General features: G+C 46.1%; 19 protein-coding genes, 2 tRNA genes and 3 rRNA genes. 17 read left to right on the top strand and 7 right to left on the bottom strand.

The genetic code is table 11. The annotated features are described in order from the left end of the window. Positions 1-240 precede the first annotated feature (240 nt). The 5 genes from ACMXYS_RS17320 (at position 241) to rrf (ending at position 5,387) form a co-directional block, all read left to right on the top strand. Positions 241-1,780 (top strand): 16S ribosomal RNA (locus ACMXYS_RS17320). Between the two features lie 68 nt (positions 1,781-1,848). Continuing rightward, positions 1,849-1,925: transfer RNA gene (locus tag ACMXYS_RS17315), tRNA-Ile, on the top strand. Positions 1,926-1,949: 24 nt separating this feature from the next. Then, a tRNA-Ala gene (locus ACMXYS_RS17310) sits at positions 1,950-2,025 on the top strand. A gap of 216 nt (positions 2,026-2,241) precedes the next feature. Continuing rightward, positions 2,242-5,129 (top strand): 23S ribosomal RNA (locus tag ACMXYS_RS17305). Positions 5,130-5,271: 142 nt separating this feature from the next. Then, positions 5,272-5,387 (top strand): 5S ribosomal RNA (rrf, locus tag ACMXYS_RS17300). The 16S, 23S and 5S rRNA genes sit together here with 2 tRNA genes alongside, the layout of an rRNA operon. Before the next feature lie 187 nt (positions 5,388-5,574). Here the strand turns inward: rrf and ACMXYS_RS17295 are convergent. From ACMXYS_RS17295 to ACMXYS_RS17285, 3 genes are all read right to left on the bottom strand, one after another. Further along, complete coding sequence (locus tag ACMXYS_RS17295) at positions 5,575-6,135, bottom strand: carbonate dehydratase (RefSeq protein WP_415897213.1); 561 nt, start codon at positions 6,133-6,135, stop codon at positions 5,575-5,577. An 80-nt stretch (positions 6,136-6,215) separates the two neighbouring features. Continuing rightward, positions 6,216-7,553 (bottom strand): dihydroorotase, encoded by a 1,338-nt coding sequence (locus tag ACMXYS_RS17290; protein WP_415882940.1) that lies wholly within the window; start codon positions 7,551-7,553, stop codon positions 6,216-6,218. A 152-nt stretch (positions 7,554-7,705) separates the two neighbouring features. Further along, on the bottom strand, positions 7,706-8,446 hold the full coding sequence (locus tag ACMXYS_RS17285) for a TrmB family transcriptional regulator (RefSeq protein ID WP_415882939.1): 741 nt from the start codon (positions 8,444-8,446) through the stop codon (positions 7,706-7,708). Positions 8,447-8,546: 100 nt separating this feature from the next. Between ACMXYS_RS17285 and glmU the strand changes: the two genes are divergently transcribed. Both glmU and glmS read left to right on the top strand, forming a co-directional pair. Next, positions 8,547-9,914: a bifunctional UDP-N-acetylglucosamine diphosphorylase/glucosamine-1-phosphate N-acetyltransferase GlmU gene (gene glmU / locus ACMXYS_RS17280; protein WP_415897212.1), complete on the top strand. Its 1,368-nt coding sequence runs from the start codon at positions 8,547-8,549 to the stop codon at positions 9,912-9,914. Between the two features lie 2 nt (positions 9,915-9,916). Further along, positions 9,917-11,740 carry a glutamine--fructose-6-phosphate transaminase (isomerizing) gene (gene glmS / locus ACMXYS_RS17275; RefSeq protein ID WP_415897211.1) on the top strand — a complete coding sequence of 608 codons (1,824 nt, stop codon included), beginning with the start codon at positions 9,917-9,919 and terminating at the stop codon, positions 11,738-11,740. Positions 11,741-11,779: 39 nt separating this feature from the next. Here the strand turns inward: glmS and dsdC are convergent, their stop codons facing one another. Continuing rightward, positions 11,780-12,709: a DNA-binding transcriptional regulator DsdC gene (gene dsdC / locus ACMXYS_RS17270; protein WP_415897210.1), complete on the bottom strand. Its 930-nt coding sequence runs from the start codon at positions 12,707-12,709 to the stop codon at positions 11,780-11,782. Between the two features lie 116 nt (positions 12,710-12,825). Here dsdC and ACMXYS_RS17265 point away from each other — a divergent pair, with 116 nt between their 5' ends. Next, positions 12,826-14,163, top strand: coding sequence for a D-serine ammonia-lyase (locus ACMXYS_RS17265; protein ID WP_415897209.1), 1,338 nt, complete (start codon positions 12,826-12,828; stop codon positions 14,161-14,163). A gap of 56 nt (positions 14,164-14,219) precedes the next feature. Here the strand turns inward: ACMXYS_RS17265 and folE2 are convergent, their stop codons facing one another. After that, a complete protein-coding gene (gene folE2, locus ACMXYS_RS17260) occupies positions 14,220-15,155 on the bottom strand; it encodes a GTP cyclohydrolase FolE2 (RefSeq protein WP_415882934.1) in 936 nt (311 codons plus the stop codon). A 513-nt stretch (positions 15,156-15,668) separates the two neighbouring features. Here folE2 and ACMXYS_RS17255 point away from each other — a divergent pair. Beyond that, positions 15,669-17,159: an FMN-binding glutamate synthase family protein gene (locus tag ACMXYS_RS17255; protein ID WP_415882933.1), complete on the top strand. Its 1,491-nt coding sequence runs from the start codon at positions 15,669-15,671 to the stop codon at positions 17,157-17,159. A 77-nt stretch (positions 17,160-17,236) separates the two neighbouring features. On the opposite strand, the gene ACMXYS_RS17250 is transcribed toward ACMXYS_RS17255, so the two are convergent. Both ACMXYS_RS17250 and ACMXYS_RS17245 read right to left on the bottom strand, forming a co-directional pair. After that, entirely contained in the window at positions 17,237-17,434 is a 198-nt protein-coding gene (locus ACMXYS_RS17250) for a PA3496 family putative envelope integrity protein (RefSeq protein ID WP_415882932.1), read from the bottom strand. Positions 17,435-17,719: 285 nt separating this feature from the next. Then, complete coding sequence (locus ACMXYS_RS17245) at positions 17,720-18,613, bottom strand: SIS domain-containing protein (protein WP_415882931.1); 894 nt, start codon at positions 18,611-18,613, stop codon at positions 17,720-17,722. 143 nt (positions 18,614-18,756) lie between these two features. Here ACMXYS_RS17245 and ACMXYS_RS17240 point away from each other — a divergent pair, with 143 nt between their 5' ends. The 8 genes from ACMXYS_RS17240 (at position 18,757) to ACMXYS_RS17205 (ending at position 25,450) form a co-directional block, all read left to right on the top strand. Then, on the top strand, positions 18,757-19,839 hold the full coding sequence (locus tag ACMXYS_RS17240; protein WP_415882930.1) for a TRAP transporter substrate-binding protein: 1,083 nt from the start codon (positions 18,757-18,759) through the stop codon (positions 19,837-19,839). A gap of 70 nt (positions 19,840-19,909) precedes the next feature. Next, complete coding sequence (locus tag ACMXYS_RS17235; protein ID WP_415882929.1) at positions 19,910-20,506, top strand: YjaG family protein; 597 nt, start codon at positions 19,910-19,912, stop codon at positions 20,504-20,506. A 3-nt stretch (positions 20,507-20,509) separates the two neighbouring features. Beyond that, entirely contained in the window at positions 20,510-20,779 is a 270-nt protein-coding gene (locus tag ACMXYS_RS17230; protein WP_415882928.1) for a hypothetical protein, read from the top strand. Beyond that, positions 20,779-21,207, top strand: coding sequence for a hypothetical protein (locus ACMXYS_RS17225; RefSeq protein WP_415882927.1), 429 nt, complete (start codon positions 20,779-20,781; stop codon positions 21,205-21,207). Before ACMXYS_RS17230 ends, ACMXYS_RS17225 begins: the two co-directional genes overlap by 1 nt. Before the next feature lie 430 nt (positions 21,208-21,637). Then, positions 21,638-22,444 carry a response regulator gene (locus tag ACMXYS_RS17220; protein WP_415882926.1) on the top strand — a complete coding sequence of 269 codons (807 nt, stop codon included), beginning with the start codon at positions 21,638-21,640 and terminating at the stop codon, positions 22,442-22,444. Positions 22,445-22,461: 17 nt separating this feature from the next. Further along, positions 22,462-22,821 carry a response regulator gene (locus ACMXYS_RS17215; protein ID WP_415882925.1) on the top strand — a complete coding sequence of 120 codons (360 nt, stop codon included), beginning with the start codon at positions 22,462-22,464 and terminating at the stop codon, positions 22,819-22,821. Positions 22,822-22,831: 10 nt separating this feature from the next. After that, on the top strand, positions 22,832-23,311 hold the full coding sequence (locus ACMXYS_RS17210; protein WP_415897208.1) for a chemotaxis protein CheW: 480 nt from the start codon (positions 22,832-22,834) through the stop codon (positions 23,309-23,311). A 21-nt stretch (positions 23,312-23,332) separates the two neighbouring features. Then, positions 23,333-25,450 carry a methyl-accepting chemotaxis protein gene (locus ACMXYS_RS17205; protein ID WP_415882923.1) on the top strand — a complete coding sequence of 706 codons (2,118 nt, stop codon included), beginning with the start codon at positions 23,333-23,335 and terminating at the stop codon, positions 25,448-25,450. The last annotated feature ends 16 nt before the right edge of the window (positions 25,451-25,466 follow it).

Genomic DNA, 25,466 nt, shown 5'->3' with positions numbered 1-25,466 from the left:
AATATGCGCCTCGCTTGAGACGAAACGCTGATTCAGCGGAGAGTCAAGAAAGCAACGCTCTTTAACAATTTGATCAGATAATTCGTGTGGGCGCTTGTTGAGAAGAAGCAAACTTTTTCTAGACAAGCAACCAAGTGAATTCATTTAAAGCGATTTACAAAGGTTTAACGTTCTTAAGAATGTTATCCGGTTGTTTAGTACTAGAGCCCGTTACCACATTCCTGGTAACACAAATGATTTAAACTGAAGAGTTTGATCATGGCTCAGATTGAACGCTGGCGGCAGGCCTAACACATGCAAGTCGAACGGTAACATGACTAGCTTGCTAGTTGATGACGAGTGGCGGACGGGTGAGTAACGCGTAGGAATCTACCCAGTAGCGGGGGATAAGCCAGAGAAATTTGGTCTAATACCGCATACGCCCTAAGGGGGAAAGCAGGGGATCTTCGGACCTTGCACTATTGGATGAGCCTGCGTGAGATTAGCTAGTTGGTGAGGTAATGGCTCACCAAGGCGACGATCTCTAGCTGGTCTGAGAGGATGATCAGCCACACTGGAACTGAGACACGGTCCAGACTCCTACGGGAGGCAGCAGTGGGGAATATTGCACAATGGGCGCAAGCCTGATGCAGCCATGCCGCGTGTGTGAAGAAGGCCCTAGGGTTGTAAAGCACTTTCAGCAGTGAGGAAAGGTTAGTAGTTAATACCTGCTAGCTGTGACGTTAACTGCAGAAGAAGCACCGGCTAACTCCGTGCCAGCAGCCGCGGTAATACGGAGGGTGCGAGCGTTAATCGGAATTACTGGGCGTAAAGCGCGCGTAGGTGGATTGGTCAGTCAGATGTGAAAGCCCAGGGCTCAACCTTGGAACTGCACCTGATACTGCCAATCTAGAATACGGTAGAGGGTAGTGGAATTTCCTGTGTAGCGGTGAAATGCGTAGATATAGGAAGGAACACCAGTGGCGAAGGCGACTACCTGGACCGATATTGACACTGAGGTGCGAAAGCGTGGGGAGCAAACAGGATTAGATACCCTGGTAGTCCACGCCGTAAACGATGTCTACTAGCCGTTGGGAGACTTGATCTTTTAGTGGCGCAGCTAACGCGATAAGTAGACCGCCTGGGGAGTACGGCCGCAAGGTTAAAACTCAAATGAATTGACGGGGGCCCGCACAAGCGGTGGAGCATGTGGTTTAATTCGACGCAACGCGAAGAACCTTACCAACTCTTGACATCCAGAGAAGTTACTAGAGATAGTTTCGTGCCTTCGGGAACTCTGAGACAGGTGCTGCATGGCTGTCGTCAGCTCGTGTTGTGAAATGTTGGGTTAAGTCCCGTAACGAGCGCAACCCTTGTCCTTATTTGCCAGCACTTCGGGTGGGAACTCTAAGGAGACTGCCGGTGACAAACCGGAGGAAGGTGGGGACGACGTCAAGTCATCATGGCCCTTACGAGTTGGGCTACACACGTGCTACAATGGCCGGTACAGAGGGCCGCGAACCTGCGAGGGTAAGCTAATCTCAGAAAACCGGTCGTAGTCCGGATTGGAGTCTGCAACTCGACTCCATGAAGTCGGAATCGCTAGTAATCGCGAATCAGAATGTCGCGGTGAATACGTTCCCGGGCCTTGTACACACCGCCCGTCACACCATGGGAGTGGATTGCACCAGAAGTAGCTAGCTTAACCTTCGGGAGGGCGGTTACCACGGTGTGGTTCATGACTGGGGTGAAGTCGTAACAAGGTAGCCCTAGGGGAACCTGGGGCTGGATCACCTCCTTAAACGAAAGCCGATTCTCGGCAAGCGTTCACACGAATTATCTGATCAGAGAAGTTAAGAGCAACGGTGTAGGCTTGTAGCTCAGCTGGTTAGAGCGCACCCCTGATAAGGGTGAGGTCGGTGGTTCAAGTCCACTCAGGCCTACCAATCAATAGCCTTACTGTTTTTCTTGGGGCTATAGCTCAGCTGGGAGAGCGCCTGCTTTGCACGCAGGAGGTCTGCGGTTCGATCCCGCATAGCTCCACCATCATCCTCTGGATGAGAAGGAAGAGTTTTAAAACATATTGTCGTTTAAGACATTATCTTTTAAAGCTTTTTTGCTTTAAACGCTCTTTAACAATTTGGATTTGATTCATTTGATTTAGATTTAAGACATGTAGTTTTACTGCATGCGCCAATTCGGCGAAATCTATCGTTACTAGCAATACAAGTTACTGTGATTCCAGACGCCTTCGGGTTATATGGTCAAGTGACTAAGCGTGCACGGTGGATGCCTTGGCAGTCAGAGGCGATGAAGGACGTTGTAACCTGCGATAAGGTTCGGGGAGGTGGTAAACAACCTTTGATCCGGACATTTCCGAATGGGGAAACCCACCTATTTATAGGTATCTTTTAACTGAATACATAGGTTATTAGAGGCGAACCTGGGGAACTGAAACATCTAAGTACCCAGAGGAAAAGAAATCAACCGAGATTCCCTAAGTAGCGGCGAGCGAACGGGGACTAGCCCTTAAGCTTTATTAGATTTAACAGAACACTCTGGAAAGTGTGGCCATAGTGGGTGATAGCCCCGTATGTGAAAGGTCTTTTAAAGTGAAATCGAGTAGGACGGCACACGTGAAACGCTGTCTGAATATGGGGGGACCATCCTCCAAGGCTAAATACTCCTGACTGACCGATAGTGAACCAGTACCGTGAGGGAAAGGCGAAAAGAACCCCTGTGAGGGGAGTGAAATAGACCCTGAAACCGTGTACGTACAAGCAGTGGGAGCCGTTTTCGGACGGTGACTGCGTACCTTTTGTATAATGGGTCAGCGACTTACTTTTAGTGGCAAGGTTAAGCATTTGCGGAGCCGTAGGGAAACCGAGTCTTAATAGGGCGTCCAGTCGCTAGGAGTAGACCCGAAACCGAGTGATCTATCCATGGGCAGGTTGAAGATGCAGTAACATGCATTGGAGGACCGAACCGACTGTCGTTGAAAAGCCAGCGGATGACTTGTGGATAGGAGTGAAAGGCTAATCAAACTCGGAGATAGCTGGTTCTCCTCGAAAACTATTTAGGTAGTGCCTCGTGTCTAACCATGGGGGGTAGAGCACTGTTTCGGCTAGGGGGTCATCCCGACTTACCAACCCGATGCAAACTCCGAATACCCATGAGTTCAATCACGGGAGACACACGGCGGGTGCTAACGTCCGTCGTGGAAAGGGAAACAACCCAGACCGTCAGCTAAGGTCCCAAAGTTTATGCTAAGTGGGAAACGATGTGGGAAGGCTTAGACAGCTAGGAGGTTGGCTTAGAAGCAGCCACCCTTTAAAGAAAGCGTAATAGCTCACTAGTCGAGTCGGCCCGCGCGGAAGATATAACGGGGCTAAGCATAACACCGAAGCTACGGATGCACTTTGTGCATGGTAGAGGAGCGTTCTGTAAGCTGTTGAAGCGGAAGCTGTAAGGCACCGTGGAGGTATCAGAAGTGCGAATGCTGACATGAGTAACGATAAGGGAGGTGAAAACCCTCCCCGCCGGAAGACCAAGGGTTCCTATCCAACGCTATTCGAGGTAGGGTGAGTCGGCCCCTAAGGAGAGGCTGAAGAGCGTATCCGATGGGAAACAGGTTAATATTCCTGTACTGCTCATAACTGCGATGGGGGGACGGAGAAGGCTAGGCTAGCGCGGCGTTGGTTGTCCGCGTTTAAGATAGTAGGTTTAGAGCTTAGGTAAATCCGGGCTCTTTTAAGACCGAGAATCGATGACGAGGTCCTTTATGGACTGAAGTAGTTGATGCCATGCTTCCAGGAAAATCCTCTAAGCTTCAGGTTATGACTAACCGTACCCTAAACCGACACAGGTGGTCAGGTAGAGAATACTAAGGCGTATGAGAAAACTCGGGTGAAGGAACTAGGCAAAATGGCACCGTAACTTCGGGAGAAGGTGCGCCGGTTTTGGTGATGGGACTTGCTCCCTAAGCTGAGGCCGGTCGAAGATACCAGGTGGCTGCGACTGTTTATTAAAAACATAGCACTCTGCAAACTCGAAAGAGGACGTATAGGGTGTGACGCCTGCCCGGTGCCGGAAGGTTAATTGATGGGGTTAGCGCTTGCGCGAAGCTCTTGATCGAAGCCCCGGTAAACGGCGGCCGTAACTATAACGGTCCTAAGGTAGCGAAATTCCTTGTCGGGTAAGTTCCGACCTGCACGAATGGCGTAACGATGGCCACACTGTCTCCACCCGAGACTCAGTGAAATTGAAATAGCTGTTAAGATGCAGTTTACCCGCGGCTAGACGGAAAGACCCCGTGAACCTTTACTACAGCTTCACAGTGGACTTTGACATTACTTGTGTAGAATAGCTGGGAGGCTTTGAAACCCTGTCGCCAGATAGGGTGGAGCCACCTTTGAAATACCAGCCTGGTAATGTTGAGGTTCTAACCCAGTTCCCTAAGCGGGATCGGGGACATTGTGTGGTGGGTAGTTTGACTGGGGCGGTCTCCTCCCAAAGAGTAACGGAGGAGCACGAAGGTACCCTCAGCATGGTCGGAAATCATGCAATGAGCGCAAGAGTAGAAGGGTGCTTGACTGCGAGACAGACACGTCGAGCAGGTACGAAAGTAGGTTCTAGTGATCCGGTGGTTCTGTATGGAAGGGCCATCGCTCAACGGATAAAAGGTACTCCGGGGATAACAGGCTGATACCGCCCAAGAGTTCACATCGACGGCGGTGTTTGGCACCTCGATGTCGGCTCATCACATCCTGGGGCTGAAGCCGGTCCCAAGGGTATGGCTGTTCGCCATTTAAAGTGGTACGCGAGCTGGGTTTAGAACGTCGTGAGACAGTTCGGTCCCTATCTGCCGTGGGCGTTTGAGATTTGAGAAGAGTTGCTCCTAGTACGAGAGGACCGGAGTGAACGAACCTCTGGTGTACCGGTTGTGATGCCAATTGCATTGCCGGGTAGCTACGTTCGGACGGGATAACCGCTGAAAGCATCTAAGCGGGAAGCCTCCTTCAAGATGAGATCTCACTGGGAACTTGATTCCCCTAAAGGGCCGTTGAAGACTACGACGTTGATAGGTTGGGTGTGGAAGCGCTGTGAGGCGTTGAGCTAACCAATACTAATTGCCCGTGAGGCTTGACCATATAACGCCCAAGGCGTTTGGCAAGTGACTTGTAAGATACGTAAGACGATAGAGAGTAACGAATTAGCGCGTAGTTAAGCTACAGTCGATAAACTATCTAGATCAAATAAAAGAAGAATCAGATCTAAGTTGTAACAGTTTTGCTTGGCGACCATAGAGTTGTGGAACCACCTGAATCCATCCCGAACTCAGACGTGAAACGCAACATCGCCGATGGTAGTGTGGGGCTTCCCCATGTGAGAGTAGGTCATCGCCAAGCATTTAATTAAGAGAAAACCCCGGTCACGATGTGATCGGGGTTTTTTCGTTGTGGAGCTAAAACAATACTGAACGAAGTGGTTATACTAGGCTTAACCCACATACACTCACTAGCAACTAACATCCTAATAAAAAGACAACCCAAGGGTGCCTGATTTGATGGAGCTAAAAGAAAAGATTGAAGGCTGTTAGAGCTCGTCGCCTAGCTCTTTATAGCCTTCGACTAGTACATGGTTGGCTGAGACGACGGATTCTGAGAACGAAGAGAATTCAGGCGATACCTTTTCGACCGACGCTAGATCAGATTCATGCGCTATGGCCGTCATAGGAGGCACGTGAGAGCGTTCTGGTAGATCGACCCCTTCGACTACGGCATTGTGTCTAATCACGCTACCGTCGCCTATATGGCAGCGGAAGACGACACTGTTAAAGCCGATAAAGACATCGTCACCGACTGTACATGGGCCATGTACAATCGAGCGATGGGCGATAGAGGTACGCTCACCTACTATAACTTCTGCACCGGCCTTTGAGTGAATCACTACGCCATCTTGAAGATTAGAGCCTTGTTTGATCAGTACGGGCTGCATATCACCTGATGCATCAACCTCATCGGCTCTGATTACAGCGTAAGGGCCAACAAAAACATTATCTTCGATAATCACACGGCCACAAACGATGGCTGTAGGGTCAATAAAGGCCTTGCCTGACACTTCTGGGTAGTAACCCGCCGGACACTTTCTAAGCATTGTTGCTCCTAATTGTTGCCTCTAACAGGTGATAGAGGCTTTGTTATTTTTTATTAGAAGTTAAGCGTATCTTTAGACTGTTATAGACCAGAAAAGGCTAATGGTTTAGCAACGCCTTCCTGAACTAGTGTCTGTGTACCATCATATACCAGGTGTCCATTTACCCAAGTCGATTTTATCTGACCCGAGAATTCTAGGCCGTCAAACGGAGTCCATTCACAGTGGTATAGGCTATTCGCATGGCTTACCAATGTCGATTTTTTCGGATCAACCAGAACTAGATCGGCAAAGTAACCCTCGCGAATAAATCCACGTTCTAAAACACCATAACGGATAGCAGGGTTATGGCATACTTTCTCGACAACTTGTTCGATCGACATACGGCCTAAATTAACGTGCTCTAATAAGGTTAGTAGAGCGTGTTGGACAAGGGGAAGGCCTGCTGGTGCATCTGAATAATCAACCAGCTTCTCGGTCAGTGTGTGCGGAGCGTGATCGGTTGCGATGATATCGATCTGCCCAGTTTTAAGTGCATTTAGCAGTGCATTGCGATCCTGTAGGGATTTAATTGCTGGGTTGCATTTAATTAAGTTACCGCGCGTTTCGTAATCTTCAGCACTAAACCATAGATGATGTACGCAAGCTTCTGCTGTGATCTTCTTGCCTTGGACAGGGCCTGATTGAAATAAGCTCAGCTCTTTTTCTGTAGTGATATGCAGAACATGAAGATTGCTTTGGTATTTCTTTGCTAGTTCTACTGCGTAAGATGAGGAAGCAAGGCAGGCTTCATCATCACGAATAATAGGATGGTCGTGTATCGTAATCTTACGTCCGGTGTCTTGAACACGTTTTAGGTTGTTGGCGATGACCGGGCCGCTTTCGCAATGTGTAACGATCAAGACAGGGCTTTCACGGAAGATCCCTTCTAAAGCGGTTGGGTTCTCGACGAGTAGGTTACCGGTAGAGGCACCCATAAACACTTTTACGCCACAGGTTTTGGTCGGATCTAAGGCTTTTATATCGTCTAAGTTATCTTCTGTTGCTCCTAGATAGAATGCATAGTTTGCTGCTGAGTTTTGCGCCGCAATATTGTATTTATTCTCTAGTGCAGCTGCATTGGTTGTTGAAGGGTTAACATTTGGCATCTCCATATAGCTAGTGATGCCTCCGGCAACTGCCGCGCGCGATTCGGTTGCGATACTGCCTTTATGTGTTAAGCCTGGTTCACGGAAATGCACCTGATCGTCGATCATTCCTGGAAGCAGCCAGCACCCCTTAGCATCGATAACTGTGTCGGTAGCTTTAGCGTCTATATCAGCAGCAATTAGATCGATTCTTTGGTCTTTAATTCTTAGATCGACTTCTCTTTGTTCGCCTTCATTGATAATGATCGCGTTCTTAATCAATGTGTCTTTCATTGCTGCAATACCTTTGTGTCTCGTACTTCGGGTGAGTGGCTATAACCCCGGCCAATTATGACATGAAGTGTAATGTTATAATATAACTCAATTAAAAGGAGGCAATTGAGATCGTTATAGCTGTTAAGGAGAGTGTGATATTTTTAGGTGAGCTACAGCAGTCGCCATAGCGTATCAAAGATGATTTTCTGAGCACCGGCTACTTCCGGCGAATCAATCACTACCGCTGTTGGGTAGTTTTCTGAAGCGAGTGAGATGATTGCACATTTAGGTGGGTAGATCGCGATATAAGCTGCATCTACTTTACCTTCCGTTTTGATCCACTTACGTTCTGATAGCAGAGCGTCTTCACCTCCATCACCGATTGCAATGGCGCGTACGTTAATACCACGTTGTATGCGCTGGTTAGTGAAGTTAGGGAAGGGTCGATAGAGGTGCTTCCTGATCGGCTTGGAGGAGAAGACTGAGTAGCTATCAGCATCTGAGCTAGACACCGTAACCAGAATGTCTTTCAGTACGTGCTCTATACCGTCATCGCCTTCATAGAAGCTGACATTGGCAGTATTAAAGTCAGGTTTAAGGTGCTGCAGCTCAGGAATAATGCTTTGTTTCAGCTCGTCGATCGCTTTATCTAAGTTCTGTCGACGATCTTCAGCCAGCTGTAAAAGAATATCTGGATCTACAGGGGCGAATAAACGTCGCTTGCCTTTAGGTTGATAGGTCACAATCCCTTTTTGCTGCATCTCTTTGAGACTTTCATAGGCACTACCGCGATTAACCCCTGATTTGTCAGCAATTGTTCGTATAGAACTTGCCCCTAAGGTCAATAAGGCTTTATAGATCTCAATTTCTCTAGGGTTTAAGCCCAATATTTTAAAAACGTCGTTATTCATAATTGTCATAAAATTTGTGACAAAAGGGATTGTATGGTTTTAGTTTTACTTTAAAGTGCGATTAAAATAAAGCGTAAACCTACAAAGGAAAGGTAAGACTATGTCTGTAGACGTTGTCATTTTGGCTGCTGGTCAGGGTAGCCGTATGAAATCCAAACTCCCTAAAGTACTGCACAAGGTTGGCGGTAAAGCGATGGTGCAACATGTAATCGACACTGCATCGTCACTACAGGGGGTAAACACGCACGTTGTAATCGGTCACGGCGCGGATAAATTACGTGAAGAGCTGCAGGGGCAAGCGCTTAATTTTGCTCTGCAGGCGGAACAAAAAGGTACAGGTCATGCAGTGGCTCAGGCGATGCCTGAGGTGGCTGATGACAGTGTTGTGCTTGTGCTTTATGGCGATGTGCCGCTAACACAAGCTGCCACTATGCAAGAGATGGTGGATATCGCTGCTACAGGGGATTTGGCACTACTGACAGTGAATCTAAAAGATCCTACCGGTTACGGCCGCATCGTACGTAATAGCGAAGACAAAGTTGTGGCGATTGTTGAGCATAAAGATGCTTCGCCAGAGCAGCACCTAATCAATGAAGTAAATACCGGAATTTTAGCGGTTAAGAGCCAGTATCTTGCTGATTGGTTACCGCAGCTATCCTCTGAAAATGCGCAAGGCGAATATTATCTGACTGATATCATCGCGATGGCTGCCAATGGTGGCGTGAAGATCAGCGCGATTCAGCCTGAAGCTGAAGAGGAAGTCCAAGGGGTTAACAACCGCGTTCAGTTGGCTGAACTAGAACGCTGGTATCAGTTGCAACGTGCTGAATGGTTGATGGTGAACGGTGCAACGTTGGCTGATCCGGCGCGTGTTGATGTGCGCGGTAATGTCTCTATTGGTCAGGACCTTCTGATCGATGTAAACGTTGTTTTAGAGGGTGATGTTGTTCTGGGTGATGATGTTGTAATCGAACCAAACTGTTACCTGAAAAACTGTACTGTTGCAGCGGGTACTCGTATCAAGGCAAATACAGTGATTGAAGATGCTGTGATTGCGGAATCTTGTGATATCGGCCCGTTTGCACGTTTACGTCCAGGCACTCAGCTTGCTGCTAAAGCTAAGGTTGGAAACTTTGTTGAAACCAAAAAAGCGATTGTAGGTGAGGGAAGCAAGATCAATCACCTTTCTTATGTGGGTGATGCTGTACTGGGTAAAGATGTAAACATCGGCGCCGGTACTATTACTTGTAACTACGACGGCGTAAATAAGTCGCTTACAGAAATCGGTGACAACGCATTTATTGGTTCTAATACTGCGCTGGTTGCACCGGTTAAAGTGGGCGCTATGGCGACTGTCGGCGCAGGTTCAACGATTGCTAAACCTGTATCCGATGATGCGCTTGCGATTACTCGTGCAAAACAAACTGAATTGAAAAACTGGCCGCGTCCTAAGAAGAAAGGAAACTAATCATGTGTGGAATTGTAGGCGCTGTTGCAGCTAGGCCTGTTCAGGAAATCCTGCTAGAAGGTTTGCGTCGTTTGGAATATCGCGGCTATGACTCTGCTGGCGTCGCATTGCAGACCGAAGCGGGTATTCAACGTTGTCGCCGTAATGGCAAGGTTCAAGCGCTCTCTGATGCCTTACAAGAGCAGCCTCTAGTGGGTACAACAGGTATCGCACATACCCGTTGGGCGACTCACGGTGTACCTTGTGAAGCGAATGCTCATCCGCATATGTCCGGTGACCAACTGGCAGTCGTACACAACGGTATTATCGAGAATTTTGAAGAGCTAAAAGCCGATCTGCAAAACGATGGTTATAAATTTAGCTCAGAAACTGATACTGAAGTAATTGCACACTTACTTGCTAGAGAGCTTAAATCAACCAGCTCTTTGCACACTGCCGTTTCCAATATTATTGGCCAGCTTGAAGGTGCTTATGCGTTGGGCGTGATCGAAAAAGCAGATCCTTCCCAGTTGGTAACCGCGCGTAAAGGTAGCCCGTTGGTGATCGGTGTTGGTATTGGCGAGAACTTTATCGCCTCCGATCAACTAGCGTTATTACAAGTAACAGACCGTTTTATGTTCTTGGAGGATGGTGATGTTGCGACCCTGACGGCGGCAGATATCACGGTAACGGATATCTCCGGTAAAAAAGTAGAGCGTGAAGTTAGCCAGTTTGAACACGGTGTAAGCTCTGCCGATAAAGGTGAATTTAAGCACTATATGCTTAAAGAGACCTATGAGCAGCCAGAAGTGATCAAAGCGTGTTTAGAAGGGCGTATCAGTGAAGATAAACTGCTGGAACAATGCTTCGGCGTTAAAGCAGCAGAAGTGTTTGATCAGGTTAAGCAGGTACAGATCATTGCTTGTGGTACGAGTTACCATGCGGGTTTGATTGCTAAGTACTGGATAGAAGATCTCGTCGGTATCCCATGTATGGTCGAGGTTGCCAGTGAGTACCGTTACCGTTCAGTTGTGATTCCTGAAGGTACGCTATTCCTGACCATTTCACAGTCTGGTGAAACAGCAGATACGTTAGCTGCGCTACGTGAAATTCAGGATCGTGTTTTGGCGTCCCTGGTTATCTGCAACGTTCCGGGCAGCTCTTTGGTGCGTGAATCAGATCTGACCTTGATGACTAACGCGGGTCCAGAGATTGGTGTGGCGTCGACTAAAGCGTTTACGACACAATTAGTGGCGTTGATGCTAACGACAATCGCACTTGGCCGTCGTAATGGCTTAACCGAAGAAACTGAAGCAGCCATCATCACCGCGCTTAAAAAGCTTCCTGAACAGGTTCAGCAAGCTCTAGCAATGGATAGTGATATAGAGCAGATGGCGCAATCTTTTGCTGAAAAGAATCATTCACTGTTCCTAGGCCGCGGCACTTTGTACCCTGTGGCAAAAGAGGGTGCGCTTAAGCTGAAAGAGATCTCTTATATCCATGCGGAGTCTTACCCAGCAGGTGAGCTAAAACATGGCCCATTGGCGTTGGTCGATAAAGAGATGCCAGTCGTCGCAGTAGCCCCGCAGAACGATATGTTGGATAAGCTAAAAGCAAATCTACAGGAAGTCCGCGCTCGTGGTGGTGAACTGTTTGTCTTTGCAGGTTCTGACAAAGTGCAACCGGAAGAGGGCACTTATGTTCTGAATATGCCTGTATGTGATGAAGTTATGCAGCCTGTTCTTTATACGATCCCGCTGCAGTTACTTTCATATCATGTGGCGATTTTGAAAGGCACGGACGTGGATCAGCCACGAAATTTGGCTAAGTCGGTAACGGTTGAGTAACGGCTTTAGCTAATAAGACTTCTATAACAGGCTCACTGATCAGTGGGCCTGTACTTTTTCCAGAATCCACTCCCTAAATGCCTTGATAATAGGCTGCTCCTTCCTGTCTTCGTGGGTGACCAGAAAATAGCCTTGTTGAGATTGGATCGGCTGTAATACTCCAAATGGGTTTATCAGTTCTCCACTGTTCAGTGCTTTTTCGATTAGCTGCTTACGCCCCATAGCAACGCCTAAACCTGATTTAGCTGCATTCACTGCATATTCTGACTTATCAAAGCAGTGCCCCTGTTTTAGAACTAGGTTCAATGTTTGTTGATCGGCCCAGTAGGACCATTCTGAATAAGGGCCAGCTTCAGGCCATGCTTGAGCATCATGTAATAGAGGGCAGTGTTTTAGTTTTTCTGGCCTATCCAATAAGTCATGTTTATCTGCGAAGTCTTTGGTACAAACGGGAATGAGCTGTTCATCCATGAGTGGCCAACTAACCAACCCCGGGTACTCGCCCTGACCATAATAGATCGCTAGATCGATCTGTTCGGCGTAAAAGTCGATCAGACGACTATGGGTTTCCATACGAATAAAAATTTGTGGGTAGAGCTGAGAGAAGTCAGCCAGCTTTTCCAGCAACCACTGTGAAGCAAAAGAGGGGGGAACGGAAAGTGAGAGTTCACCGGCAAGCCCTTGGGTATGGATATCCCGAATCAGATTATTGAGCTCGGTTAGGCTGTTATTGGTTTGTATCAGGAGCCTTTCACCCTCAGCTGTGAGCTGTAGACGACGGTTGTAGCGTAAGAACAGGGCAAAACCGAGTTGTTCTTCCAGTTTACGTATCCGTTGGCTAATGGCTCCTTGAGTAAGACTTAACTCTTCTGCCGCTAGGGTAAAGCTGAGGTGCTTGGCTGCGCTGCTGAAGCATTGCAGGTTAGCGAGCACGGCGCTATTCAAGTGAGAGAGGTTCAGATTAGCCATTTTAATCCAAGGATGTTTTTTTATGGTTTGTTGTAAATTATAAGCACTGGTTTAATGGTTTTATCCTAATTTCATTAATTGGAATTAACAAAATTTATTCGATCGGAGCTGGATTCATGGGGTTAAACAGACAGGAAATAAATGATCTGATACATAAGTTTCCCTTATTGGAGCGGCTTCAGAAAACTCAGCCGTTGCTTTGGATAAACCCTAAAATTACGGACTTTGCTGCAGTATCAGCGCACCTGCCATTGACGCAAACTGATGTTAAAGATTCCTCGGCAAGATTGAATCGCTTTGCTCCCTATCTGGCGGAAGTGTTTCCAGAAACCGCTGCCAAAAAAGGCATGATTGAATCGCCGTTGTGTGAGGTGCCTCAATTTCATCACCAGTTAGAGAAAAGAGCTAATCAAAGTCTCCCCGGCCGTTTGCTGTTGAAGTGTGACAGCCATCTACCTATATCTGGTTCGATAAAAGCACGTGGTGGTATCTATGAGGTGCTCAAGTATGCTGAGACCGTTGCTATAGAGGCCGGTCTGATCAGCAAAGATAGCTGTTACAGCAAGCTAAATAGTGATGTCTGCCGCGAACTCTTTAGTCAGTATAAAATTGTGGTGGGATCAACCGGCAACCTTGGGCTTAGTATCGGAATTATGGGGGCTGAGTTAGGCTTTTCGGTGACGGTTCATATGTCTGCAGATGCTCGGCAGTGGAAGAAAGACCTACTACGTAGCAAAGGCGTGCAGGTCATTGAATATGAAGACGATTACAGTAAAGCGGTAGAAGAGGGGCGCAAACAAGCGCTCAGCCAGCAGCGTTGTCACTTTGTTGATGATGAGAACTCAAATGACCTGTTTTTAGGCTATGCGGTTGCTGCAGAACGTCTAGCTAAACAGCTATCTGAGCAAAACATTCAGGTCGACGCTGAACATCCGTTGTTTATCTATCTGCCTTGTGGTGTCGGTGGCGGCCCTGGTGGTGTTGCTTTTGGTTTGAAGCTGCTCTTTGGCGATCATGTTCATTGCTTCTTTGCTGAGCCAACTCAATCTCCCTGTATGTTGGTGGGTATGTATACTGGCTTACATGATCAGATCAGTGTTCAGGAGTTAGGTATCGACAACCAAACTTGTGCTGATGGCCTAGCAGTAGGTCGTGCTTCCGGTTTTGTTGGTAAGGTGATGGAGCCACTGTTAAGTGGGGTTTATACCGTAGAGGACAAAACACTTTATCAGTTATTGGCCGAAATTTATGAGAGTGAGCATATAGCGTTGGAGCCATCGGCTTTGGCGGGAGCGACAGGCATTATTAATCTGATCTCGCAGGGCGAAAGCTACCTTCAGAATCATGGCTTGCTGAATAAGTTGGATAACTCAACCCATATCATCTGGGCGACAGGTGGAAGTATGGTGCCAGAATCTGAGTGGCAGAGTTACTACAAGCTTGGTAAATCATAAACTACAAATAAAAAAGGCAGCTATTAAGCTGCCTTTTTTATTATCGAATTTAAAGCTTAGCTGTAATCAGCTGGGCTGTAACCGCCTGCAATACCTTTAGACGCAAGAGCTACTGCATCATGAGCGTGTAAGCTTTCGAAGTGCTCTACCTTCAACCAGAAATCCGCGTATTGCTCTTGGCTTAGTAGTGCTTGCTTAACGCGTCGTGCAGCGTCTTCGCAGAACATTAAGTTATGGCCATTCAAACGAGCAAACTCTTGTTCGTCAGCACGTTTTACAGCAGTTTGTACTGGTGTTTTTAATGCATCTTCAACAAGATCTATTAGATCTGTAAGTGGGAATGCACCCATATCTTTATCCAGTTTAACCCAAGCTGTTGCTTGGCTACGTTGGCTATGGGGCGTAGCGAATGAGCCCTTTTCAGACTTTAACCAGTTCTCTACGTCTTCAACGTTAATGCTGCCTTTGTTGGCAAAGTCATCAGTGAATGCCTGAGCTAATAGCTGACGTGATAATGCTGCTGAACACGGACAAGTGGATGAGTACGGAACGCGTGTTGCTAGTTCCAGAACTACTTCGCCATCTTTCAGAGTTGCACGTAGCGTCGTGGAGTAGCTTTTCCAACCGCTGTTATCGCTTTTTAGAGCATCGCGCTTGATTAGGAAATCAAAATCAAAGTTTAGGAAAACCTGAGTTGAGATATCGTGATGGCTATCCAATAGGTGGGATAAGAAATCTGTTAACGCAGGAACATTCAGTGTTTGATTCTCAAAAAAGTTACTTAGCGCAAGGTAAAGGCGCGACATATGAATGCCTTTAACCTTTGGGTTTACCAGATTAACGTAGGTATTAACGCGTGCTTCGATGCTGTTTACACCTAGTTTACTATCGTCAAATTGCAGAGGGACGGTGATTCCATTCATGCCCACCCAGTCCAGAGAGCCGTGAATCTCAGGATTTTGATGGCTGGTAACGTCAGGCAAGTTGGTCATGAAGCAGGTCTTCCAATTCGGTAGTTATCAAAATCTGAATCCGTAAGCTCTTACGTAGAGAAAATAGGCTTACGTTAAACAATACCTAGTTAAATAGGGGCGTATAACGAAAAAACAAGCGCCTGTTCAAAAATGAATCAGGGTTAGGTTCAATTCGTAAATATGACCTATAAAAAAGTACTATTCCTTAGGCTGAAAGTCTAAAAAATAGAAGAGCGACGTACCATACCTCTTGATTAAGGGGGTTGGCAAATATCAGGCAAAAAAAGTCGCTTTTTAGCGCATAAAATCTGCCTTTGTCGTTTAAATACCTTGCTTTTGTATGCCTTTTAAAATGTTAGAAAGTTTTAATGTTACAGCGGGATTTTCGCTTATAAGGTTAATAATGGATGCTAGCCTATTAATAACTATAGGATATTTTGATTTATCTATTTACACAGAAGCCGATACAGCATACAAACAAAGAAAAAACCTCGTTAAGAGGCGGTGCTATGTCTATAGGAGGTCCATAGCATGAATGATTCAATGTCGAGCTTTGCTATAAATTTTATCGCGTTTGTTGGGATTGCGTTCTTGGTACTGTTTGTTGTCGCAATCGTTGTGGCGGTAGTTTTATACCAAATCGATAAACATCAAACAGCGCAAACTATCCGTCGTAACTACCCTCTGATTGGTCGCTTTCGCTACCTGTTTGAACATGCTGGTGAATTTTTCCGTCAGTACTTCTTTGCTATGGATCGCGAGGAGATGCCATTTAACCGTGCGCAACGCTCTTGGGTTTATCGCGCAGCCAAGAATGTAGATAGCACTATTGCCTTTGGTTCGTCACGTGATCTACGTATTCCTGGTACCTATTATTTTCTAAACTGTCCTTTCCCAACCTTAAAGGAAGATGCGGTAACAACGCAGAGTTTACGTATAGGTCCTTACTGTAAGACACCTTACGATGCAGCTTCTTTTTTTAATATTTCTGGCATGAGTTATGGTGCGCTATCCCGACCTGCAATCGAGGCCTTATCTCAGGGGGCTAAGAAAGCAGGTTGTTGGATGAACACAGGTGAAGGCGGGGTATCGCCTTTCCACCTGGAATCAGGCTGTGACATTGTTTATCAGATTGGCACTGCAAAATATGGTTTGCGTGATGAAAACGGAAAGTTCTCTGAGGAAAAGCTAAAAGAGAAAGGTGATCTTCCTCAAGTTAAGATGTTCGAGATCAAACTGAGTCAGGGTGCTAAACCGGGTAAAGGTGGTATCTTGCCGGGTGAGAAGGTAACACCAGAGATTGCAGCGGTACGTGGTATCCCTGTAGGCCAAGATTCTTTAAGCCCAAACCGTCATCCAGATATAGCTTCTATTGATGACCTGCTTGATATGATTGAAAAGGTACGTCGTATCACCGGTAAACCATGTGGTTTCAAAATGGTATTGGGCGATGCTGAGTGGTTGGATGAATTTTGTGAGTCGGTTAACAAGCGTGGCGTAGAGAGTGCTCCAGACTTTATTACGTTAGACAGTTGTGACGGTGGTACTGGTGCTGCACCAATGCCGTTAATGGACAGCGTAGGTCTGCCGCTGCGGGAGAGTTTGCCTATTTTGGTAAACAAACTTATGGCTCACAACCTGCGTGAGCGTGTACGTGTGATTGCCTCAGGTAAATTGATTAACCCTACCGATGTCGGTGCTGCACTTTGTATGGGGGCTGATTTCACCGTAACGGGACGTGGCTTTATGTTTGCTCTCGGTTGTATTCAGGCGTTGCAGTGTAATAAGAATACCTGCCCAACCGGCATCACTACCCATGATCCAGATCTGCAGCGTGGATTAGTGCCGATGGTTAAAGCGGATCGTGTCGCTAACTATCACAATCATTTGGTACATGAGGTGGAGATGATCGCCCACTCTTGTGGTGTAACCGAGCCGCGTCAGCTTAAGCGTAAGCATTGCGCAATCGTGGTGGAAGGTAGTCGGTCTATACCACTGAATATTCTCTATCCAGAGTATTAGTAAACAACCCAAGCAAAAACGCCAGTCATTAGGACTGGCGTTTTTATTTGTAAGTAATCATAGCGAGTGATTTTATATTACTCATCAAACCAACATTCGTCGATGTGAGAGGCGAGTTCTTTTTCTTCTTGGCGTTGTTCGATGGCTCGGCGAGCTCTAAGCGCGCGGCGCGTTGCGAGTTTTTTGCGGGAAAGTTTTTCTTCTTCTTCAAAACCCACTAGCAGATCGAATACTTCAACCTGGGTTTCGTTAAGCTCTTCAGTTTTATGCAGCATAGTAAGCTCCTGATCTTATCTTAACGGTCAGAAGGCCCATCGAGCGAAGCAGTAACTGATTATGCTTGTTAAGGCATAAACCCTTCGCTCCTCGATGAGGGGCTCTGGTGAAGTTGCTTAATAGAAAGATTTCTATCAAACACGCTTTTTAATACAGCCTTATCTCTGTTTTATAATAGCTCTGAACAAATATCAAACAGTTTTCGGCGAATTCCGAGAGGAATATTAAAAAGCCTATGTTGCAAAAGGGTGAAGGGAAGATGTCACAAATGTGACAGAAATAGCTTAATCTTCGTCCATTTCATCGGCAGGGCGAGCGCTTGGGCGTTTGTCGTTTTGACGCAAAGATCTGAGGCTACGTTTTATGGTTTTTAGGTGATCAACCAGCCCTGGACCTAGCTTCATCGCTACACCGACTGCGAGTACATCAATAACAACCAGATGGAGTACGCGGGATGACATCAGTGTGCTTAGATCTTTATCTTCTTCCAGATCGATATGGATTGGAATGCTCGCAAGATCAGCTAGGGGAGTATCACTTGGGCAGAGTGAGATAACGGTTGTGCCGGTTTCTTTTACCAGCTTGACTGTATGTAATAGATCTTTGGTACGACCTGTCTGAGAGATAGCCACAACGACATCGCGATCATCAAGCGATACAGCTGAAATAGCTTGCATGTGCGGATCCGAATAAGAGGTGCTGGATACTTTCAAACGGTGAAATTTATGCGCGGCGTCAGTACAAACTGGAGCTGATGCACCAAAGCCATAGAACTCGACACGGCGAGCTTTAGCTAGAGCAGCGATCGCACGTTCAACCGTAGTGGTATCTAGTTGCTCTTTGATATTGAGCAAGTTACCAATCATGGAATCGAAGATCTTTTCTTTAAACTCAGTAACAGTGTCTTTTGAGTTTAGGGAAAATTGCTCGAAGTGATTATTACTGGCTAAGCCTTGAGCTAAGGTGAGTTTGAAATCCTGGAAGCCATCGTAGCTTAGGGCACGACAGAAACGAACCACGGTTGGTTCGCTGACATTTGCTTCAGATGCTAGATCAACAATACGCATATGGATCACTTCATTAGCGTGAGCTAAAACATAATCCGCAACTTTTTGCTCTGACTTCCTTAAGTTTTCACGCGCTTGCGCAATCGACTTAAGCAGATTGAACGAGTTCAACCCTACACCTCACTTAGCACTTATAAATTAATACTACAGTTTTAAGTATAACAACCTTCTGACGCTCAGATCACCATTTGTCGTAAATTGCGGAGTGAAAAATCGCATGTTATTTTCATTAAAAATAAATAAGGTTTCCATTTGTGAAACGTCGTAAGTTTATTCAGCAAGCAGGTTCTCTGCCCATTGCCGCCGCTTTAGCGACGGCTCCTCAAGTTAGTAATGCTGCACTTATTCCTGAATTTCGTTGGAGTATGGTCACGACTTGGCCTAAAAACTTCCCGGGGTTTGGCATGGGGGCTAATTTTCTCGCCAACTTAATCAATGAGATGAGCGGCGGCCGTATCCAGATATCTGTTTATGGTGCCCATGAGAAAGTTGCGCCTTCAGAAGTCTTTGATACAGTCTCTCAAGGCAAAGCTGAAATGGGGCATGGCGCTGCATTTTATTGGCAAGATAAAGTCAGGGCGGCGCAGTTTTTTGCGGCGGTACCTTTTGGCATGACTGCGCAAGAGATGAATGCTTGGTTGTATCAAGGGCGTGGCCTCGAACTTTGGCAGGAACTCTACGCAGAATATGATTTGATTCCAGCTGCGTGTGGTAATACCGGCGTGCAAATGGGTGGCTGGTTTAACCGCGAAATTAACAGCATTGAGGATTTTAAAGGTCTAAAAATGCGTATTCCCGGCTTAGGCGGGGAGGTGGTGAAACGCCTAGGTGCGGAGCCGGTATTGTTATCGGGAGATGAAATCTTTCGAGCGCTTGAACAGGGGGAGATTGAGGCTGCTGAGTGGGCTGCTCCATACAACGATGTCGCGCTGGGCCTTTATAAAGTTGCTAAATATTACTACTACCCCGGTTGGCATGAGCCTGGTACAACCATTGAATGCATCGTCAATAAACAAGCGATGAACCAGTTGCCGAAAGATCTGCAATTGATCGTGACTAATGCCATGAAAGTGGCTAATCAAGAGATGTTAGCGGAGCTAACAGCGAAAAATCATCGTGCCTTAGAAATGTTGTTAAAAGTGCATAAAGTCGAGTTACGTCAGTTTCCTGATAAGGTGTTGGAGCAACTTCGTTTAGCGTCTCATGAAGTGATTCAGCTAGAGTTAGAAAAAGATCCCAGAGCGGTCAAAATCTACGAATCATTCGAGAACTTTAGACAACAAGCGATGGCTTGGCACGATGTCTCGGAGCGGGCTTATATGCTCGCGCGAGAATAGCTACAGATTTCACTGCAATTAGCCGTAAAACCGGTACAATAAACACTTTCCAATAGTTCAGGTGAATTAGATGTCTGATCAGCGCTTTGACAAAGAGTTCTACGATCTTAAAGATTGGCAGTTAGCGGCCTACTGCGCTGCAGTCTCAGAACGCATGTTCCCTAATTTTGCTCTGTTTGCACGTTTGATGGAGTTTGGTGATGTCAGCAAAATGCGTCAAATTTTGGATGCGGTTTGGGATCACCTGAATAATACCGGTGCAAAAATGAACTTCGAAGTTCAGCTGGATAAGGTGGAAGAAAATATGCCTGATCTAGATGATTTTGATATGTATGGTGCATCACCAGCTTTGGATGCTGTTGTCGCACTGTTCTCTACACTTAACACCGTAATCGCCGCAGATGCCAGCGAAGTTATTGCTGTAGCAAATATGTCTCGTGAGTCTGTGGCAGGGTTTATTGAGCTAAACGCGGATGATCAGATCTCTGATGATGAGCTGGTTAAATTCATCAATACACACGACTTGATGTTGCAAGAAGATGATTTCCAAGCGGATATCCTAGAGATCATTCAAGATGACTTACCACGTCGTGATGCCTTGCAAGAGCTACGTGAACTAGCGCATAACGACGGTTACAGTAACCTAGGCATTAGTGATAGCGAATAATTCATGCTACGAATTGGTTTAATACTTCTGATTTTGCCATCAGTCGCTTTGATGATCCTTTTCTATGTCGATCAAAGTGCAGTTGATGCATGCTTAGATCAGGGCGGTTCATATAACTATGATCTAGCTGAGTGCGATCTTGAGCAGGAACACCCTTTCAAGCCTTTATTAGTAAGGCATCCATTGGTGGTGAATGGTGGCATGTTGCTATCGGTTGTGGGTGTATTTATGTGTATGAAAGGACTGCTTTGGCGTCCACGTAAGGAAGCCTAATGGTTAAAAAAATTATTTGGGGAATTCTATTACTGCTCGTAGCGGGCATCTTTGTGGCGTGGTTAACACAGGATAAGTGGTTACCGGGTTGGAATCAGGAGCTTGCAGATCAGAATAACGAATTTCAGCAAAGAGGGCTGGCATTAGGTCAAAAGGCCGACCAACAAACCTGTTTAGAAGAAGCGTTGAGTAGCTTTAATCAATGCTCAGGGTTTAGTTGTACGATTAAGCACGGCAAATTTTTAAAGGCTTGCTTAAACAATGCATCGCCGAGCGAAAATTTCTGTAAGGATGTACCTGAATTCCGTGAAGAACGCACCGAAGATGATAAATCATGGGCGCGTCATGCCTGTTGGAGTCGGGATGTCAGAGGCGAAGGATGTCGCCTCCTGATGCGACAACAGCAGTTATTTTGCAGCGAAAAGTAATGAAACGGACCAAAAGGTCCGTTTTTTTTAGTTGCTATCTTAATTTAAATAGTTCTAACATAAGCTCCGTACACTGTTAATGCATAGAGGTTTTATTCGTCTAATAAAATCTGTAATGTATATAGATGGACGTTTTTTTAGACGTCACTAATAAAAATAATAAATTCAAGAGTAGAGATGGAGACTGGCAACTGCATTTTTTATGCTGTGAGTTGCTAGTACTAGCTTATGGAAGTCATGTGTTACTGCAATTATGGTTCACAGCGAGTTAGTTGTGATACTGCAGCATTAGTGAAACAAGCGCCGTGTATTATCCCGCATTCGTCTGGGATAGCTCAGGGCGGTTTTGATAATTTGGGTGATATTCATCATCCGACTCCCCCTCGACTTTTGGCATATCCCATTTCATCTGTAAGGGTATGGGACTGATATGCTGATAGGTTCAATAGGTTTTCCTAACGATCAGCGAGTTAAGCTGGAAAAAATTTTCAAGCTGTCTAAACAGACTCGTTATACGTTGGTAACTCCCGATTTTTCTGAGCTTCCTGACTTGTTGCTCGTATTTGGGTTTGACCTCTCTCTATACCCCGAATTAGCGGATATTCCTCAAAGTTACCATGCTCGCATCATTTTGGTCGGCCGTGGTAAACCTGAAACGAAGGAATATGCTCATCTTGGCTACCCGTTGGTATCCTCTCGTGTTTTACGTGCTTTGGATAAGATGACTCGTGAAAACGAAGAGATGGATCTTGAGACTGCTAAACAGGAACCGAAAGAAGATACTTTCAGTAAATACACTGCACCAGAGCCTACGGAAAGTGCCGCAGTTGAAAGTGGTCGAACCAGTTATCAAGTGCTGGTGGTGGATGATAACGATGTCATGCAACAGGCATTAAATGCTGAGCTACAGCAGTTACCCCTACCAGTTAATGTGCATTTTGCCGGTTCTGGTGAAGAAGCACTCGCGAACGTAACAGATCATAGTTATGACTTTATTTTTCTGGATGTGGTTATGCCTGGAATGGATGGGTTTGAAGCCTGTACAGAGATGCGTAAACGTCCAGAACTAAAGAAAACCCCAATTATCATGCTGACCTCTAAGACTTCTCCTATGGATGAGGTGAAGGGAATTATGTCTGGCTGTTCCACTTATCTGACTAAGCCAATTGTGCATGAAGAGTTTCAGAAGGTGATCGGCCGAGTATCCAATTGGGTTGATGAATTTCAGAAAGCGTAAGTTAATGGAGCTATCCAGTGAAAAAAGTATTGGTTGTTGAAGATGACCTGGTTCAGCAGAAGCATATTTGTACAGTATTGGCTTCTTGCGGTGTTGAAGTAGTCGCTGCTAACGATGGCAAGCAGGGGCTTGAAAAGGCAAAGACAGAAAATCCAGATCTAATTTTTATGGATATTGTCATGCCTGAAATGGATGGTTACTCAGCCTGTCGTCAGATTACGTCTGACGAAGCAACAAAACATATTCCAGTAGTGATTGTATCGAGTAAAAACGAAGAGGCCGATAAGGTTTGGGCACAGTTACAAGGTGCAACAGCCATGGTTTCAAAGCCATTTACTGATGCAGAACTAATGGCGCAAATTTCTGCTTTAACTTGAGAAATACGCGATGGATGCTCAGCTAACAACAAATATAAAAGCGGATGATCAGCCTAGCATTCACCAGATCCGGCATGGTTTTGAGATTGGTAGTTACCAACTACTTATCTCGGAACTGACCCGGGCAGAGGTAGCGAAAGCTCCCTCAATTTGTTCGATCCCATCTACACCAGACTGGTTCGCCGGATTTATGAATCACCGTGGCGAAACGGTGCCTGTTTACGATCTGAATAGGTACCTGCAAATCTTAGATGGCAACACAGCTCCACAATCGTGGGTATTGCTGATCGATGATCATCCGAAGACCGTTGGCGTCTTGTTGACCCAACCACCTCAGAGTATCACGGACCCAGTTTTACTGGATCAAGCATGTGGAGATCTGCCTGATGTTATCAGTCAGGCAGCAGGACAGGTATATGAGCATCAAGACCAGCACTGGGTCGAAATTGATCATCACCGATTGTTCCTAGCCTTGAAGAAACAGTTTTAAAAAGTACGGAGTGAGCGAGCTATGCAGTCTTTTTGGGAATTTAAGAACATACGGATACCGATTAAGTTCGCAATCGTTTTAGGATTGCTCTGTGCCGGTCTGTTCTTTATGAGTGCATCCTACTACCAGACGATCGTTCTGCAAGAGGAAGCAAAACAACGTTCTCAAAACCTAAATAGCTTCTTGCTACTGGTACGAGACATTCAGGAGAGTGTTGCTGAGGCGCGTTTTCAGGAGAAGAGCTTTCAGGTAGCAAAGGAGATGGATCGTCTATCTATCTATAACGATGTAATGGCTAAATTGGATCAAGATATCCTGAGCCTTAAAGCTTACCTACGGACCGATAAAGATAAACAGCTAGTTGAACAGTTCCAAGTCATTATGGATCAGTATCAGGACGTATTCTATGATGCTTCTGAAACAGCAATTCAGATTGGTGTAAACAAGAACGAAGGTTTAGCAGCGGAAATTCGTACCCTTATTTCACAAACAGAGCCTCTAGTTCTATGGATCAACCGTAACTGGGTTCGTGATCAATTGTCGGTTGTGCAAACCGATCTTGATAAATATATCGCTACTGATGGTCGGGAAGTTGACTTAGATATTATTCAAACAGACCTGTATACCATCAAGCGACAGATCCAAACGGCCCACTTGGATTCTAGTAAAGTTAAATCACTATCCGATAGCCGTGCGTCTGCTTCAGGCAATATCGAGCAGATTGAATTATTGGTTACCGAACTAGCAGAAGCGATCGAGCGTAAACAAACTCAGTTTGCCAGCCTACAAGAGATTATCGATAAACTGGCTCCAAAGATTGATGAAGTAACCGAGCTAGCAGCAAGCTACAAGGTACAAAACGATCTGTTGATTGCTGACGATACCACTGAGATGGCGACCTACTTCTTGATCTCTATCGGCTTGATGATCGTGGCGATGGCCATCTCTCTATCCATCATCAAATATGGCGTAATCGATCCACTGAAAACTATCCAGTCAGCGGTAGATAAAGTACGTGAAGGCGATGTCGAAGCACGAAGTGGCTTGGACACGCAAGACGAATTGGGTCAGCTATCGAGCGTATTGGATAACATGCTTGATGAGAAAGAGAACGCACTTCAAGTTAAGGAACAAGAGAACCAACGCCTTAACAGCTCGATCATTACTTTGATCCAGAACGTATTCCAGATTTCCCAGCGAGACCTAACAGTGCGCGTACCTGTAGCAGAAGATGTAACGGGTGCGGTATCTGATTCCATTAACCAGTTGGTAGAGTCGATCGAATCGGTATTGCAGGAAGTAAACAGCGTATCCACCCGTGTAAATGATGCATCGGTTCAGGTGAAATCTCAGTCCGAAACGGTATTGAGCTATGCGGAACGAGAGAAAGAGGAGATCAGTGAAACATTGAACGGTTTGGACTCCGCAATTCGTGCGATGGAATTGATCTCTAAACTGGCCGTACTGTCGAACAACGCATCTCAGAAAGCGATCAAAACATCTGAAACGGCGATGGACTCAGTATCTCAGACGATCGACAGTATCAACAAAATCCGCCAGACCATCCATGAGGCGGAAAAACGTATCAAACGCTTGGGTGAACGTTCTCAAGAGATCGGTGGTATCGTCAACCTAATCAACAACATCTCGGAACGTACCCACGTACTATCCCTTAACGCGAGTATGCACGCGGCGTCAGCTGGTGAAGCGGGTCGTGGTTTGATGGTGGTAGTAGATGAGGTACAACGTCTTGCGGAGAACTCCCGTGAAGCGACCTCTGAGATCGAATCTCTAGTAAATAATATCCAGCTTGAGACATCGGATACTATTAACGTAATCAACAACGTAATCACTGACGTAGTCGAGGGCACGCGCCTAGCGGAAGAAGCGGGTGAGCGTATGGATGAGACCCGTGCCACTACTCAGACTCTGGTAGATTCCGTAGTACGTATCGCACACAGCTCGGTGAAACAGGCGAAAGTAGCGGAAGAGCTACGTACCCGTGCAAACAGCATTAACGAAACCACTCAAGCGACCAACGCCGAAATGAAGCAGCAGGCTCAGCTATCCGATGAGCTGGTAGACGCGGCCGACGAGCTTCAGAAATCAGTTAGTGTATTTAAACTCGCTTCATCCTGAGAATAGGTGGGATAGA

The organism is Neptuniibacter sp. QD57_21, from assembly GCF_047778075.1.
Taxonomy (GTDB): Bacteria; Pseudomonadota; Gammaproteobacteria; order Pseudomonadales; family Balneatricaceae; genus Neptuniibacter.
The sequence above is the reverse complement of the archived record's forward strand: the minus strand, read 5'-3'. Positions and strand labels throughout refer to the sequence as shown.